The sequence below is a fragment of the Neobacillus canaveralius genome (genome assembly GCF_047237705.1).
GTDB lineage: Bacteria > Bacillota > Bacilli > Bacillales > Cytobacillaceae > Neobacillus > Neobacillus niacini_K.
This window is the reverse complement of record NZ_JBDFLL010000001.1, coordinates 5,103,705-5,120,368: the sequence shown is the minus strand read 5'-3', so window position 1 is coordinate 5,120,368 and position 16,664 is coordinate 5,103,705. Positions and strand designations below refer to the sequence as shown.

14 protein-coding genes are annotated in these 16,664 nt (G+C 37.7%); 11 read left to right on the top strand and 3 right to left on the bottom strand.

The window, feature by feature from the left end; translation table 11 throughout:
* Nucleotides 1–20 precede the first annotated feature (20 nt).
* The 5 genes from ABC255_RS25080 (at nucleotide 21) to ABC255_RS25060 (ending at nucleotide 6,577) form a co-directional block, all read left to right on the top strand.
* Complete coding sequence (locus tag ABC255_RS25080; protein ID WP_335513835.1) at nucleotides 21–686, top strand: amino acid ABC transporter permease; 666 nt, start codon at nucleotides 21–23, stop codon at nucleotides 684–686.
* Between the two features lie 12 nt (nucleotides 687–698).
* Complete coding sequence (locus ABC255_RS25075; RefSeq protein ID WP_412997718.1) at nucleotides 699–1,442, top strand: amino acid ABC transporter ATP-binding protein; 744 nt, start codon at nucleotides 699–701, stop codon at nucleotides 1,440–1,442.
* A 250-nt stretch (nucleotides 1,443–1,692) separates the two neighbouring features.
* Complete coding sequence (locus ABC255_RS25070; RefSeq protein WP_412997716.1) at nucleotides 1,693–2,655, top strand: tRNA dihydrouridine synthase; 963 nt, start codon at nucleotides 1,693–1,695, stop codon at nucleotides 2,653–2,655.
* Between the two features lie 123 nt (nucleotides 2,656–2,778).
* Complete coding sequence (locus ABC255_RS25065; RefSeq protein WP_335532433.1) at nucleotides 2,779–3,309, top strand: TetR/AcrR family transcriptional regulator; 531 nt, start codon at nucleotides 2,779–2,781, stop codon at nucleotides 3,307–3,309.
* A 184-nt stretch (nucleotides 3,310–3,493) separates the two neighbouring features.
* Nucleotides 3,494–6,577: an MMPL family transporter gene (locus ABC255_RS25060; RefSeq protein ID WP_412997714.1), complete on the top strand. Its 3,084-nt coding sequence runs from the start codon at nucleotides 3,494–3,496 to the stop codon at nucleotides 6,575–6,577.
* A 100-nt stretch (nucleotides 6,578–6,677) separates the two neighbouring features.
* On the opposite strand, the gene ABC255_RS25055 is transcribed toward ABC255_RS25060, so the two are convergent.
* Together ABC255_RS25055 and ABC255_RS25050 are read right to left on the bottom strand one after the other, a co-directional pair.
* Entirely contained in the window at nucleotides 6,678–7,844 is a 1,167-nt protein-coding gene (locus ABC255_RS25055) for an IS200/IS605 family accessory protein TnpB-related protein (protein ID WP_412997713.1), read from the bottom strand.
* A gap of 33 nt (nucleotides 7,845–7,877) precedes the next feature.
* On the bottom strand, nucleotides 7,878–8,354 hold the full coding sequence (locus ABC255_RS25050) for a hypothetical protein (RefSeq protein WP_412997712.1): 477 nt from the start codon (nucleotides 8,352–8,354) through the stop codon (nucleotides 7,878–7,880).
* Between the two features lie 582 nt (nucleotides 8,355–8,936).
* Between ABC255_RS25050 and ABC255_RS25045 the strand changes: the two genes are divergently transcribed.
* From ABC255_RS25045 to ABC255_RS25030, 4 genes are all read left to right on the top strand, one after another.
* Nucleotides 8,937–9,257: a hypothetical protein gene (locus ABC255_RS25045; RefSeq protein ID WP_335532426.1), complete on the top strand. Its 321-nt coding sequence runs from the start codon at nucleotides 8,937–8,939 to the stop codon at nucleotides 9,255–9,257.
* A gap of 264 nt (nucleotides 9,258–9,521) precedes the next feature.
* Entirely contained in the window at nucleotides 9,522–11,288 is a 1,767-nt protein-coding gene (locus tag ABC255_RS25040; RefSeq protein WP_412997711.1) for a LytS/YhcK type 5TM receptor domain-containing protein, read from the top strand.
* The gene (locus ABC255_RS25035) at nucleotides 11,281–12,018 is read left to right on the top strand and encodes a LytR/AlgR family response regulator transcription factor (RefSeq protein ID WP_412997710.1); all 738 of its coding nucleotides are present in this window, start codon (nucleotides 11,281–11,283) and stop codon (nucleotides 12,016–12,018) included. The genes ABC255_RS25040 and ABC255_RS25035 overlap by 8 nt, the downstream gene beginning before the upstream one ends.
* A gap of 157 nt (nucleotides 12,019–12,175) precedes the next feature.
* Complete coding sequence (locus ABC255_RS25030) at nucleotides 12,176–13,981, top strand: carbon starvation CstA family protein (RefSeq protein WP_412998636.1); 1,806 nt, start codon at nucleotides 12,176–12,178, stop codon at nucleotides 13,979–13,981.
* 42 nt (nucleotides 13,982–14,023) lie between these two features.
* Here the strand turns inward: ABC255_RS25030 and ABC255_RS25025 are convergent, their stop codons facing one another.
* On the bottom strand, nucleotides 14,024–14,299 hold the full coding sequence (locus ABC255_RS25025) for a CC/Se motif family (seleno)protein (RefSeq protein WP_412998635.1): 276 nt from the start codon (nucleotides 14,297–14,299) through the stop codon (nucleotides 14,024–14,026).
* Between the two features lie 373 nt (nucleotides 14,300–14,672).
* Between ABC255_RS25025 and ABC255_RS25020 the strand changes: the two genes are divergently transcribed.
* Together ABC255_RS25020 and ABC255_RS25015 are read left to right on the top strand one after the other, a co-directional pair.
* Entirely contained in the window at nucleotides 14,673–15,230 is a 558-nt protein-coding gene (locus tag ABC255_RS25020) for a hypothetical protein (protein ID WP_412997709.1), read from the top strand.
* Nucleotides 15,231–15,633: 403 nt separating this feature from the next.
* Nucleotides 15,634–16,662, top strand: a complete 1,029-nt coding sequence (locus ABC255_RS25015; protein ID WP_412998634.1) for a LacI family DNA-binding transcriptional regulator — start codon at nucleotides 15,634–15,636, stop codon at nucleotides 16,660–16,662.
* Nucleotides 16,663–16,664 lie beyond the last annotated feature (2 nt).

Here is a 16,664-nt window from a genome sequence, read left to right as displayed (position 1 = left end):
AAAGAAAGGATGTTGTAATTTTGCCTAGTTTTTCGCATTTTTTACATACGTTTATCAGTAGCAAAAACCTTTTCATAGATGCAGCGTTGTTGACGTTAAAGCTTACGGTTGTCTCCATTTTAATTGGGATTTTATTCGGATTATTTTTTGCACTTTTAAAAATTTCAAGGATTAAAGTATTGGAGTATATTTCAAATGCGTATGTATTCCTTGTAAGGGGAACTCCACTCATTGTTCAGATTTTCATTCTGTATTTTGGCTTCAGCGGAATTTTCCTCATTCCTGACTTTTGGGCAGCGGCACTTGCGCTCGCCTTCCATAACGGTGCCTATATTGCAGAAATTTTCCGGGGGACAATTCAGTCCATTGATAAAGGGCAAATGGAAGCGGCACGCTCTCTTGGCATGACCAGAATACTAGCAATGCGCCGTATCATTCTTCCACAGGCCTTCAAGAGGGCACTGCCTCCCCTTGGAAACCAATTTATTATTGGACTTAAGGATTCATCTCTGGCAGCTTTTATTTCCATGAATGAACTGTTCAACGTTTCGACGACGCTGGGTTCCAATAATTTCGATGAAATGACCTACTTGTTAATAGTAGCCGTTTATTATTTAGTACTTGTTGCAGTATTAACAATGCTAGTGAGCTTGTTCGAAAAGAGATTGGCAGTTAGTGATCGATAGGAGGACGACAAAGTGAATGAACGAGAAATGATAAAAATAGAAAACTTACATAAATCTTATGGCAGTTTACATGTATTAAAAGATATAAATATGTCCGTGTACGAAAGTGAAGTTGTCTGCTTGGTGGGAGCATCTGGCTCTGGTAAAAGTACATTGCTGCGCTGTCTTAACTTTTTAGAAAAAAGGCAAGGTGGGAGAATCTCAATCCGCGGGGAAGAGATTAACCCGGAATCCCACAATATTAACTCTGTCCGCCAAACGGTGGGGATGGTTTTCCAGCACTTTAATCTTTTCCCACATAAAACCGTCCTTGAAAATGTCATCGAAGCACCCACGATGGTAAAGAAAATCCCAAAAGACCAGGCCATTGCCGAAGCAAAGGAGCTGCTTCAAAAGGTAGGTCTAGAGGATAAGGCGAATGTTTATCCTAGCAAATTGTCAGGCGGTCAAAAGCAGCGTGTGGCAATTGCCAGGTCGCTGGCCATGAAGCCGGATATCATGCTTTTTGATGAGCCGACATCTGCCCTTGATCCGCAGCTTGTTGGTGAGGTATTGGCAACCATGAAGGAGTTAGCCGATGAAGGAATGACCATGGTAGTGGTTACCCATGAAATGGGCTTCGCTCGTGAGGTTGCTGATTGGATTGTCTTCATGGACGATGGTCGAATTATCGAAAGAAATCGGCCAAATGAATTCTTTGATCATCCAAAAGAGCAGCGCACAAAAGAATTCCTCCAAGCAACCATGTTAAAATAAAATGAGTTAATCACCAAAATAAGCTGACCCTGATTTCGTGAAAAAAACTTTTGCGATGTTGGGGTCTTTTTCCTGCAAACCCTTATCAGTCCAGTATTCTTCCATTTTTCTTTTCAATCTTTTTTATCGATTTGATAAAAAGTACTAAATCATGGTATAAGTGTAAAAGAAGCAGGGACATTATACTGCTTTTTATTTTGGCAAAAAGGATTAACTCGGTAACCGATAATGAGAGGATTTGAATATATATATGAAAGAAAATTTTTGGCGTGATTTACCACGACCATTTTTTGTACTTGCACCAATGGAAGATGTGACAGATCTTGTTTTCCGTCACGTAGTAAGTGAAGCCGGTCGACCGGATGTGTTTTTCACAGAGTTTACAAACTCGGATAGCTATTGTCATCCAGAGGGTATGAAAAGTGTGCGTGGCCGTTTGACTTTTACAGAAGATGAACAGCCAATAGTGGCACATATTTGGGGGGATAATCCCGAATATTTCCGTCAAATGAGTATTGGCATGGCAGAGTTAGGGTTTAAAGGAATCGATATAAATATGGGCTGCCCTGTACCGAATGTGGCATCGAGAGGGAAGGGCAGTGGCCTTATTCTCCGTCCAGACGTTGCGGCAGAACTTATTCAAGCAGCAAAGGCGGGCGGGCTGCCTGTCAGTGTGAAAACACGACTTGGCGATAAAGAAGTTCAGGAGTGGAAGGAGTGGCTAACGCATATTTTAAAACAGGATATTGCGAACCTTTCTATTCATTTACGTACAAGAAAGGAAATGAGCCAAGTAGCTGCGCATTGGGAGCTAATTCCAGAGATCAAAGAATTACGTGACCGTATCGCACCCAATACGCTGCTAACCATCAATGGAGACATTCCTGACCGTCAAACTGGGTTGCAGCTCGCTGAACAATATGGTATTGATGGCGTTATGATTGGGAGGGGTATTTTTAAAAATCCTTTTGCTTTTGAAAAAGAGCCAAAAGAGCATAGCAGTAAAGAATACCTTGATCTTTTAAGACTGCAGCTGGATCTTCAAGATCAATATGCGGAAGTACTTCCGCGTTCAATCACGGGGCTTCATCGTTTTTTCAAAATTTATGTCAAAGGATTCCCTGGAGCTGCTGAATTGAGAAACCAATTGATGAACACGAAATCAACAGATGAAGTGCGTGTATTGCTTGATAACTTTGGAAATGAATATTGATGGGATGGGGGTTCTTTCCGGTTTTTTTCGGTAAGACCTCCTTTTTTTATGAGATCGTTTTTTGTTATAGTGAAATTGTCTTTGAATTCCTCAATACCCAAAATCTATATAAGGATGTTTTCTATGCACTATACTACTGAACGCACACGCCGCCAAATTATACAGAGCTTTATCCATGTGCTGCAAACGAAAAGGTTCTCTTCGATCACGATTCAAGATATATGTGATGATGCATTGATTCATCGTACTACGTTTTATCGTTACTATGAAGATAAGTATAGTCTGCTAAGAGATTTTATTTATCATTTATCTGAAGAAATTATTAGCAGGAATAAAAGATCGAATACTGACACTTTTAGATTCCTGGTTGATTATGTAGAAGACCATTTTGTGTTATTTGAAAATACTTTGTTAGGGTCTGATGGGCACATATTTTTCAAAAGCATGGTGAAAATTGCAAGTGATATTATGCGTGAACATTCCAAAACAGGGGATGACCCCATATCAACCAAAATCAATCAGTCCAAGTATCCTGATGTGATGTGTGAGTTATATGCGACGGCATTTATGACGATTTTACAAAATTGGGTCAGTAAAGAGTACACCTACGAAAAAGAGGAGTTGTTCGAGATCTTTAATCAGGTGATGTTCTAATAATACAAATCCATCTGAATGTAGTATTTTGAGGCACTCGTTTTATTTTGCTTTTTGAATCCTTCCTTATCCCCTGATATAGTGTCTAGTGTGAAAAAGGATTTCTTTGATGTTATGTACTTTCCGAGACAAAACAAACAGAGAAAATAACAACTATAATGCAGATAACGGGGAGGATACAAGGGTGAACAAAATCATAAAAGGGCGTTGGGCGATTTTTTCAATTTGGTTAATTGCCACCATATTGCTCACTTTCTTTCAGCCGGACATCAATGCCATACTAAGGGAAAAAGGGCAGCAAGGAACAAGCAGTGAAAGCCCTTCTGTTATCGCAGACAATATCCTGAAAAAGATGGATACGACGAAAGGCACAAGCAACATTATCGTTTTTTACGATAAAAATAAAATTTCTAATGCTGAAATGACAAATATCGGTGATGCGATTAAGGAAATTAGCGATAGCAAGAAAGAACTTGGGATTACGGATATGATTGATCCCTTTAACATGCCTGAGGCAAAAAGCTCATTAGTTTCTAAAGATAAAACTACTGTTATGGTGAGCTTTAAGCTTGATAAGAAAGGCAGAGAAGTCGATGACATCCAAAAAGATCTTGATAAGAAGCTTGGTGATGTTCCTGTTGAATACTATTTAAGCGGCGAAGATTTTATCAATAACGACTATCTGAAGGCTTCTCTCTCGGGAGTGGAAAAGAGTGCAGCCTTGACTGTTATCTTTATTTTAGTCGTACTGATTATTACGTTCAGGTCAGTGGTTACTCCTTTTGTGTCATTAGTGGCAGTAGCCTTTTCATATCTTGTTTCTATGGGAATCGCAGCGCAATTAATCGACAAAGCCGGTTTTCCAATCACAAGTCTTACCCAAATGCTCCTGGTACTAATCCTCTTTGGTATTGGTACTGATTACAACATTCTTTTGTTTAATCGATTTAGGGAAGAACTGACTCATGGTTATTCAATCGATGAATCAATCATAAACACTTATAAAACGGCTGGTAAAACGATTGCTTACAGTATACTCACGGTATTTATTGCTTTCCTTGCTCTCGTTTTTGCCGAATCACCAATTTATAAATCCGGTGTCGTTGTGGCAATTGGTGTAACCATCCTCTTGCTTGAAATTTTGACGCTGACTCCTTTTATTATGAAAGTTTTAGGAAAAAAACTTTTCTGGCCATCGAAGAGTATAAGTGGGCATAAGGAAAACAAGTTCTGGGGTACAACATCCTCCTTTGCTACAAAGCGTCCACTTATCACAGTGATTGTCATTCTTTTAATTCTGGTGCCAATGGTATATTTACATGAAGAAAAGCTTAACTTTGATACCGTGGGTGAACTGGGAAACAAATATCCTTCTTCGAAAGGATTTAATATTGTTGCGGAACATTTTGGTAAAGGTCAGGCAATGCCTGCAACGGTTGTGATTGAAAATAGTAAAGCGTTAAATAATAATGAATCTCTTGCTGTGATTGATGATGTAACAGAAAGAATTAAAAGTATTGAAGGCGTGAAGCAGGTTTCTTCGGTCACACAGCCTTTGGGTGAGCCAATTGAAGAGTTTTACGTTGATAGTCAAATGGACTCTGTTACGGATGGTGTGTCACAGACTCAAAATGGTGTTGATCAAATAAATGATGGTCTGAAACTAGCTCAAGAGAAGCTTGGAAGTGCAGATTTTTCACAGGTCAACCAAATGGTTGACGGTACAGCAAAGCTTCAAGAAGGTATGATTGCATTAACAAACGGATTAATGCAAATTCAGAATGGTATCGATAATGGATCAAGTTCATCACAAACGATTAGCAACGGTATAGCTGCCATTGAAACAAATCTCACAAAAATGAGCAGCGGTGTATCACTGTTAGCGGAAAGTTATGGGAAAATGCAAATTGGTTACGCTGAGATGGGGACTCACTATCAGGGTGCAGCACAGGCTCTTTTGGGAGTGAAAAGTGCGCTCTCACAGATGCAATTCATGGTGACTGAACTGGGTAAAAGTTATTCCGGTGCCGACACTGATGGGAATTTCCAGGGATTAAAGCTAACAATTGACCAGTTATCCTCGTCATTAACTCAGATTACACCTGAAGGAATACAAGCATTAAATGAAAATTATAATGTTGCAACTGCAGGATTTGCTGAAGCCAATAAGAATCTTGCCACCATGGGCGACGGTTTATCCCAAATGGCGGCAGGTTTGAAACAGCTCGAAAGCGGTCTTGGTGAAGCTTCTTCAGGAATAGAGACAATTGTAACAAATATGAACAATGTAACTTCAGGGCTTGGAGAAATGAAAAGGGGTCAGCAACAGCTTGCCGATGGTCTCAATGGATTCAGTATCTTTGGACAACAACTTTCTGAAGTAAACGGCGGGTTAGAACAAATTTCTGACGGACTTGGGCAAACGAATGGATTCTTAACACAGTACAAAACAAATAAAACCTTCTTTATTCCAAAGGAAGCCTTGAACGACAAAAACTTCGAAAAATCGTTGGACTCATTTATGTCTGATGATAGAAAAATTACGAAAATGATCATTGTATTAAAAGATGATCCTTATTCAAAGGAAGCTTTAAGTACCATTGATAAAATTAATGCAGAGGTTTCCAATGGACTGAAAGGCAATGATCTTTCAGATGCTAAGTTTGGCACATCTGGACCAAGTGCTACAACCAAAGATATGAATGATGTTTTAAGCAGGGATTTAAGCAGATCAACAACGATCGTCATTATCGGGGTATTGCTGGTACTGTTTATCGTTATAAGGTCGTTCTGGACACCAGTTTTTATAACGGCATCGCTTTTAGGTTCTTACTATGCTGCGATGTTCATCATAAATTATATATTCATAGATTTGCAGGGGCTTGAAGGAATTTCTTCCTTTGTTCCTTTCTTCTCGTTTATCATTATTGTCGCCTTGGGAGTAGACTACAGTATCTTTTTGATGATGCGCTTTAAGGAATACCCTCATATGTCGCAGAAAGAGGCAATTGTTACGGCTTCAAGACATATAGGCGGTGTCATTATTGCAGCAGTCATCATACTTGGAGGCACATTTGCGACACTTATGCCTTCTGGAATCATCCTTTTATCTGAATTGGCCATAGCTGTCATTACAGGACTGGTGGTGCTGTGCTTTGTACTGCTTCCTATCTTTTTACCAGCTATGATTGCCCTGCCAGATACCTTGGTGAACTTATTCTTTAGAAAAAAGAAAGCTGACTTAAATTTAGAGGAAAAAGTAATATAATTGAACTACCCACCACTTAACACCCTAACGGGTTGTTTGAAGTGGGGGATTCTTGTAAAACAAGACACATATCTCAGATACATGACCGTCTCCCGTTCAACTAGGAGGCGGTTTTTCCACTTTTTAATTTTGACAAACCTTTTGCCTCCAGGTCTGTAATAGCTCCTGAGAGGAAGAGTTCGTTCGTAGAACGAAACCTGTCTACATCAAAAAGGTCCGAGCGAAAATAGGCACAAGTGCGTATTCCTTTCAGCGATTTAGAAACATACCCCCACTGCCTCCAATGATGAGTACCTGCTATCTTCTCTGGTAACAGTGCACCCAAAACTGGTGGGAGTTTTTCTTTGAATCCCATAGCTCTACGAGCGATCACAAAACTAGCTGCTTCGTGAACGGAGATTCCAAAACGTTTCATATATTTCATTTTGCCTATCTGACTTGTGTAGGCAGGGTTTACCTCAAATACTGCCACATCCAACTTTTCAGCTCTCGATTTTATAGCTGAAATCATTTTGTTGTATGCAAACATGTTAAATTTAAAATTCAACTTTTTATTCCCGTATGCGTTGGATACCTTTGATTTTGTGGTATCTAGTTTTTCAATCGCCAATGGTTTGTTTGCCCGATGGGCAATGTTCACAAGTTCAATTACTTCGGCTTCAATAATTTTGGTAATTTGACCTGATGTTTTACCTAAAATATCGAAATTTAATGACCGTGAGGAAATAAGCTGGCCCTTTGAATTAATGTCAGAAACCGCAAAATGGTCAACGTTACAATCCACGCCAATTATTCCGTCAGATTTGGAATAGTTGACAGTTTCCTTTCTATCTTCATTAACCATACATTTTATTATGTAGTAATTACCATGATCTTCTACAGACCACGCAATAGGCTTTCCATTCTCTTTCTTATTTTTGCAGTTTGTCTGCTTTAATATCGCACTATTTACTTCAACTTGACCGAAAGGAAAACAAACATCGTTTATTTTAACAATAACACCTGACGGTGTTTTAAAAGATAAGAGATGGCTCTGAGTATCATATTGAAATACAAAATTTCCATTAACAGAATCTTTTCTGCCAGAAATAGTCATTTGGTTATAACGTGAACGCTCCCACTTTTTTAGCCATAATTTATGATTATCTTTAAATTCATCTTTTGTAAATTGGGACTTGAATAGTTTTTTGGAACCGAAAACAACGTTGGATACACCTGTTTTTAGTTGTTTGAGTTGCTGCTCGAATTTATTTAATTTAAAGGTCAAGAAACCAATTCTAGTTTTAATTCTTTGGATTTCTCAATCCAAAAAGCCATTCTCAAATTGATAAGCATGGTAGTAGATGTCTGTTTTCTTTTTAAATTGCACAACAAAAAAGTTACCCATTTTATTCAAATTAGAATTTTTAGGAAATTGGGGTTTGCCTTTTACAAAGGAATTCTTAATCTTTTCTAGCTTTGTTAATCGAGTTCTTTCTTTTTTTAACTTCTTTTTAACAGAAGATATTTGTGTTTCTTTATTTGAAATATATAACTTATTAAGCTCAGTATTACTTTTCTGTATAGCAGAAGCTTCTTGGACTGCACTATTTGCATAATAATCATCCAGGGTGAATCGTTCTTTCACCGTAAGGTGCATAGACTTTGAGCGATTGTTTTGTCCAGAGCGTTTTTCCTTTGCAGATGTGTTAAAAGAAAAATGTTTTGCTCTATTAAAAACTAAAAGAGCATGACTAATAGCATCCAGTAATTCTTTAGGAAGATTATTTTTGTACACTCGGTTCGAAAAGAATGTTCTAGTGCTCATTGCTCATGCTCCTTTCAAAGATTTTATATTTATATTTTAACAGAATATATGTTCTTATTTCAACAAAAACCTCTCCTTCGGAGGGGCGATTCATCCCCTCCCTACTCGTTTGGGCTACACCCTACCTCACTCCTTGAGGAAGGGGTCTTCTCGCCCTAAATGATAAAAAGCCGACTTACTTGTTGATGAAACAAAGTAAGTCGGCTTTTTATTTGATGTTCACATAATTGTAGAAAAGCTTTTGAAAAGACTAAATTTATCTATGGTCTAATGTGATATTATTCTATCAAATACGTTGCATTACACTTCCAAATTTTCTCCATCATTCTCCCACCAAAACAATGTCTTTATGAAAACCTCAATATTAATTATTACTTTCAAAATTATGATGATCATATTGAAACCACCTCTATATTGAATCTTCACATGTTTCTGCCATAACACCCATTTATTAAATCGTTTAATAACAAAACTTGAAGGGAGTGGTAACCATGTAAACATATACTTATTTATAAGTTCCCAACACTAATAATTTTTGAAGGAGGATGACTAATGGGTCACGATATATCAGGATTTAATAATTCAGGAGAAGAAATTGCTTACGCACGTTTTAGCATGGGGAATAATAATTCAACCATCCTTTACAGTTTACTGGACGCAGATCAATTCTATGCAGGAGTGAGTGGATCGGGCAAAAGTTCCACCTTCTCAATTAAACAAATTGAAAAAGCGTTAAATACCTACAATCAACTATATGGAAATGGTAAATCCTTATCAGAAAGAGATTGGGATCTGAAACAAATCCAGGATTTTATCCAAAACTGTTTGGCCACTGCACAAAAGGAAGGGAAGGTAAATGTATATTTTGGCTAATAAATTCTATCATTAACATTACCTTCTTATGTAGCATATAGCAAAAAATCTCCAGATAATCTTTTCATTTCTTATTTCCCCAAAACAATAATCAACTTTAGTAAATTCTAGTAGAATAATGGTATAATAGGGTCGGTTCTTTCAAAAGGAAAAATTCCCCGTTGAGGGGGACTCCGCTTTATTATTTCTTACAGCCCAATTGAGTTTTAAAATTGGGCTGTTTTGTTTTGATCATATGGCAATTAAATATTAAGGATGGTGAAAATGTTTAATTTAGCAGCATTAATGCTTGAAAAGGTTGGAATCATTGTCATTGTGGCTTTTTTGCTTTCGCAAATGAAATCATTTCGTCATATTATTCAAACCAAACACAATACAAGTGAGAGAATTTTGCTTTTTTTACTTTTTGGTGCCTTCGGAATCATTAGTAATTATACAGGGGTTGAAGTTCATTATAATACTATTAATAGAGCGACATGGCTTTCTGAATTAGAACATGAGAGTGCGCTTGCAAATACAAGAGTGATGGGGGTTGTTATAGGAGGTTTGCTTGGAGGCCCGATTGTTGGTGTTGGTGCAGGATTGATTGCTGGAATTCATCGTTACACGCTTGGGGGTTTCACCGCATTTTCCTGCGCAATTTCTACTATCTTAGCTGGGATTATTGCAGGTTACTTTGGAAGAAAAAGAAAACAGATGGGAAAACAAATAACTGCAGGATTTGCTGTCATAATAGGCATGATATTGGAATCCGTACAGATGTTACTCATTCTTGTTTTTGCTAAACCCTTTGAACAAGCATGGAGCCTTGTAGAGTTTATTAGCTTACCGATGATATTTGGCAATGGATTAGGTACATTGCTGTTTATGTTCATAATTAGAGCAATTAAACGTGATAAAGAAGTTACTCGTGCAAATCAAACCAACCTGGCCTTTCTTATTGCCGATCAAACCCTGCCATATTTTCGACAAGGCTTGAATATCCATTCCTGCAGGGAGATAGCGAAAATTATGCTAAAACTAACCGATGCTGATGCGGTTTCAGTTACAGATGACCATCAAGTCCTAGCTCATGTCGGTGATGCGTCAGACCACCATATCCCTAAGTCAAAACCGGAGACCGGGTTGACAAAAAAAGTGCTTGAAAGCGGCAAGATTTCAATAGCAAGATCGAAGAAAGAGATTCTCTGTGTACATAATGATTGTCCTTTAGAAGCCGCCATTGTGCTGCCGTTAAAGGTTAAAAATAAAATCGTCGGTACTTTAAAAATGTACTATACTGAGCCGGAAAAATTAGATAAGGTGCAGCAGGAATTAGCGGAAGGACTTGCTAATCTCTTTTCTACACAGCTGGAGCTTGCAGAAGCAGAAAGGCAGACGAAGCTATTGAAAGATGCTGAAATCAAAGCCTTACAGGCACAAATCCATCCGCACTTTTTATTTAATAGTATCAATACTATCTCAGCGCTTTGTCGAACAGATGCAGATAAAGCTCGTAAATTACTGTTGGAGCTCAGTTCATTTTTTCGCGGAAATCTACAAGGAGCAAGGCAAATGCTCCTCCCGCTGGAAAAGGAATTGGCAAATGTCAGGGCTTATCTTTCTTTGGAACAGACCCGTTTTCCAAATAAGTACTTCGTAGATTTTCAAATTGAACCAGGTCTCGAAGAACTGCTGATTCCGCCGTTTACCCTGCAGCCATTGGTAGAAAATGCAATTCATTATGGCTTTCCCCGAAGTAAATCTGAAGGGAGAATCACCATCCGGGCCTTTTTCGATAGTAATCATTTGAAAATTATTGTTGCGGATAACGGAAAGGGCATTCCTAGAGATAGGATTGAAGTGTTAGGGAAGCAAATCGTAGATTCTAAAAAAGGTAATGGTACAGCTATTTTTAATATTAATGAACGTCTTAAAGGAATTTACAATGGTCAAGCCTATTTAACTATTGAAAGTCAAGTGGACCATGGGACAACAGTCACGATTTCCATTCCGCACGACTATAAAGGAGTTTTTGATCAAAATGCTTAAAGCCTACATAGTGGATGATGAACCGTTAGCAAGAGATGAATTAAAATACTTGCTGTTACGCAGTAAGCAGGTAGTCGTTTTAGGTGAAAGTGATTGTGTCGAGGATTCCATTGCAGAAATACTTGAGCTAAAACCAGATATTGTCTTTTTAGATATTGAACTGGCTGATGAGAGCGGATTGGAATTAGCAAAGCAATTAGAAAACCTAAATCCGGCTCCAGCGACTATTTTTGCTACAGCTTACGATGAATTTGCCCTTAAGGCCTTTGAATTAAACGCGGTGGATTATATATTAAAGCCCTTTGATGAAGATCGGATTGGTAAAACACTGAAAAAAATAAAAAAGATTAAAAAAATAGGAGATCAGGATTTTCCCATTTATTCCTCTGAGAAAAACAACCAAAATGAAAAAATTGCTGTTCTTGTCAATGAAAGAATAATTTTATTACCCAATGCTGACATTGTTTATTTAGAATCCAGTGAGGGTAAGTGCACAATCGAAACAATGGACCAAAAATACACAGTAAGTGAGGCACTCGTTGTATTAGAGAAAAAGTTACCTAACACCAAATTTCTTCGTGTCCACCGCAGTTTCATTGTAAACATTGATCATATCGTCGAAATAGAGCCTTGGTTTAACTCTACATATAATTTAATCATGAAAAACGACTCAAAAGTTCCGGTCAGCCGGACCTATGTAAAGGAAATGAAGCAGATTCTAGGATTTTAAATTTTCTGTTTTTAATTTATCAATTATTGTATTTCAGCTGTTGGTTTTTGCAATTCATCTTTCCATTTGTGCAAGTTATCTTGAAAATGATATAAAAGCGTTTTCATTTTGTAAGATAATGATTGTATATAAGGAAGTAATGGAGGGAGAATTAATAATGAATGCGATTTCAATCGTAGTAGGTTCAATATGTATCCTCTTAATCGTATATCGTTTATATGGCACATTTATGGCGGCAAAGGTTTTAAAGCTAAATGACTCAAAGCCGACACCTGCTCAGAAATTAGAAGATGGACAAGATTATGTACCTACAAATAAATGGGTTGTATTTGGACACCATTTTGCAGCGATTGCTGCAGCAGGCCCTTTAGTTGGTCCAATCCTGGCAGCACAATTCGGTTATTTACCAGGCCTGCTTTGGCTGTTAATTGGTGCAGTAATTGGTGGAGCAGTCCACGATATGGTCGTTCTCTTTGCATCAATGCGCAGAGATGGAAAGTCTTTATCAGAGGTTGCAAAGGAAGAACTCGGTCCTGTAGCAGGATTCTGTACAGGATTAGCGATGTTATTCATCATCACAATTACTATGGCTGGTCTGTCAATGGTTGTGTTGGGTGCACTTGAAAGAAACCCATGGGGAACATTCGCAGTTGGAATCACCATTCCGATTGCAATGGGAGTTGGATTATACCATAAAAAGACCGGCAATTTAAAACTCGCTACAACTGTTGGTTTCATTTTAATCATGGCAGCAATTGTTTGGGGCCCAAACATTCAAGGTACATGGTTAGGAGATTTGTTAACACTTGAAAAAAGTACGCTTGCTCTTATTTTACCAATCTATGCATTTTTTGCAGCAGCGTTACCAGTATGGTTATTGCTGGCACCACGCGATTATTTAAGTACATTTATGAAGATAGGGGTATTCGCAGCATTGATCGTTGGGGTATTCATTGTAAACCCCGAAGTTCAATTCCCTGCATTTACAGATTTTATTAATGGCGGCGGTCCTGTTGTTGCTGGTCCAGTTTGGCCGTTTATCTCGATTACAATTGCTTGCGGAGCAATTTCAGGATTCCACGCATTCGTTGGTTCTGGTACAACACCGAAGATGGTCAGCCGCTGGGGTGATATAAAAGGTGTAGCTTTTGGGGCAATGCTTGTTGAATGCTTAGTGGCAATTATGGCTTTAATTGCTGCCATCTCTCTTCAACCAGGAGATTATTTTGCTATCAATTCATCACCTGAGAAATTCGCAACACTTGGAATGGAAACAGTTGAACTTGACCAACTGGAGGAAAAAGTGGGAATGGACCTTGAAGGAAGAACAGGTGGAGCCGTTACCCTCGCTGTCGGGATGACATACATCTTCGCAGCAGTTCCATTTTTCGCAAAGTTAGCATCTTATTTCTATCAATTTGTCATTCTATTTGAGGCTGTCTTTATCTTAACTGCGATTGATTCAGGAACGAGGGTTGCTCGTTATCTTATTCAAGATTTCCTTGGAGACTTTATTAAACCATTAAAACGTACAGATTCACTTGGAGCAAATATCTTTGCCAGTGCATTAGCCTGCTTCGTCTGGGGATATCTTCTTTTCTCAGGGGACATCAGTTCCGTCTGGGCACTATTTGGTGTATCCAACCAATTAATGGCTTCTATCGGACTCATTGTTGGAGCGACAGTAGTTTTAAAGATTGCTGAAAAGCGCTGGTACATGCTGACATGTCTAATCCCTCTAGCATATTTATTTGTAACAGTAATGGTTGCGGGTTACTGGATGGTTAAAAACGTCTACTTCAATGTAGATAATGCTGGTTTTAGTGTATTAAACGGGATTCTATCCATTACCATGCTCATCCTTGGTATAGTCATTATGGTTGCTTCAATAAACAAATGGATTAAGCTTTGGAAAATACCACAAAATCAATTAGTAGAACAATCGGAAAAAGAAGTAGCATAAAAAACAAGCACCCATTCGACATTGATGAATGGGTGCTGTTTTTTACAGAAGCTTTGCGGAAATAGATTTAAAGAAACCGAAACCAGATAATTTAAGTATAAGTTTCTCCTTGCCTCTAATACTTTTTTGTACATAGATAGATAAATTATCGATTATAACTTCATTAAATTGATTTAAAGCTTTAGGTTTTCCTGGTACAGCAACCAGCTCTTGTACACCTGGAGCACAGCAAGCCTTTACCTCAAGCGTTTTTACGGTCAATTGATTGCCCTTTGACTTTATCCACTGTTTTGATTCAGTATCCAATTCAACTTTCATCAATTTTCGCTCCCCCTAGCTCTTTCCTTAAGTATAATATAGTAGTTTGTTATAGACCATTAAAGATACTCCAAACAGGTTGTATTCAGGAATGGGACTTTTTGATTAAAAAAAGTGAAAAATGTAGTTTCATGGAAGAAAAAGCAGGATTTTAATTTTTAAAAATGAATATATATAACATCTAGTATCTTCAGTTCGTCTAAGTTGTTTTTACAGCTGGACCAAAAAAACTACGATTATGAATCGGTATTAGGAAAACCAATCATTTCTTTCCACCAGGAAACCTTCCCTTAACTCAAAAGCTGCAGACAGAAAAGGATCAGAATCATTTTATTCATCCAGCCCAATCAATTCATGAAAGAAGGTATGCCGTATGAACGAAAAGTTTTTTGCTGACTATAAAAAATTTATTGTTGAACCGGTCGATGAAAAGCTAAATGGTAAAGAATCATTTGATCCAAAAAATTATGCTTCACATTTTATCATGACACTGTCTATATTTAATTCGCGTATAACGAATTGGAAAGATGCTGGTAAATATGAAATAGATGCCGAAAAAAGTATAAAATCGGTTCTGAAGGAATTTAATATAAAGCACCATGAAAGGTACCATCTTCAATTACTTGAATTAGATAAGTTTAAAAACTATTTTGTACTGGCTCTTTCCTCAAGAACAGAATTTGAAACAAATGAAGAAAATGACAGAATATCTTTTATTGTTGATAAAATGCTAACGAACCCTTTTTATGTTGGACAAGGGTGGTTCAACTTAATTGGTGAAAAAGGAAGAATAGCACGTAAGCTCTTTTGTTGTTCTTTTATGAAATATGTATTAGAAGACCAAGACCATTTAAAAATAGACAAAAAATTTGAAAGCATCAGTGGATTTATCTCAAAAAATGATGAGATTAAGCTTGTGAAAAATTTCTAAAAGTTTAGGACTACGTTCGTTCAAGGCTCTTCATCGCTTTTTCAAGATATATATCAAAGGATTACGATGGGCGAGTGAATTAAGAAATCAACTGAAATTTATTCATCGTCCAATGAGTATTTTTTTTTCGTGGATATATTAAATCCATCAAAACAAAAAACCCCATGTGTTGCCACATACACTCTGGACAAGTTGGGTGTTTCTTGCAGATAGTTATAAAAGAAGAAGCAGGAACCCGTTAATGGGCAGCCTGCTTCTTCTATTAGTTATGAAGATTTTAGTAAGGCGATACAAAAGGCTAATTCTTTGCGGGAGAGTGTCTCACAATTTCCGATTGGGTCATTATCGTTATATAATAGTATATGAGAATTCCATCAAACTCCCTACGAGAGGGGTGTTAGACATAGCGGTTACAATTAAGGATGTTGCAAAGCTTGCGAATGTTGCTCCGTCAACAGTTTCAAGAGTGATTGCCGATAGTCCCAGAATTAGTGAAGCAACAAAGCGTAAAGTAAATGAAGCAATGGGAAAGCTCGGGTACCATCCAAACTTAAATGCAAGAAGTCTTGCGAGTCAATCGACACAAACCATTGGGCTTGTCATGCCGAGTTCAGGAGATGTCGTATTTCAGAATCCCTTTTTCCCAACCGTATTACAAGGAATTAGTGAAGGGGCTCATGAAAAAAAATACGCTTTGCATATGACAACTGGAAAATCAGAAAAGGAAACACTTGAAGCAGTGGTTGATATGGTTCAGGGAAAAAGAGTAGATGGGATGATTCTACTAAAATCTATGGTGGAGGATAAAATTATCTCCTATTTACTAAAAAGAAATTTTCCATTTGTCCTTATTGGTAAACCTTATAAAAATATAGAAGAAATTACCCATGTTGATAACGATAATTTTCGTGCCATGCAAGAAGCTACCGAACATTTAATCATGCAGGGCCATCATCAAATTGCCTTTATCGGTGGATGTCTTGAGCTTGTGGTAACGGTAGAGCGGTTACTTGGTTATGAACGGGCATTACGAAATGCTGGTATTGAATTGAAAAATGAATATATTATTCATGAAGAATTTTTACGTGAAGGCGGTCAAGAAGCTGTTAAAGAGCTCATGTCACTAGAAAATCCACCTACTGCCCTCGTGGTAGTTGACGACTTTATGGCTTTAGGTGTCTTGAATACACTAGATGAGTTAGGAATCAGCGTTCCAGAGGATATCTCCATTGTCAGCTTTAATAACGTACTTCTTTCAGAAATGGTGAAGCCCCCGTTAACATCTGTTGACATCAATATATTTGATCTTGGCTATCAAGCATCAAAGAACTTGATTCAAAAGATTGAAAACAGTAACGAACCAATAAAGCGTATCATCATTCCTCATAAATTAATTGAAAGATCATCATGCTGCCATCTAAAAAACAAGTAATA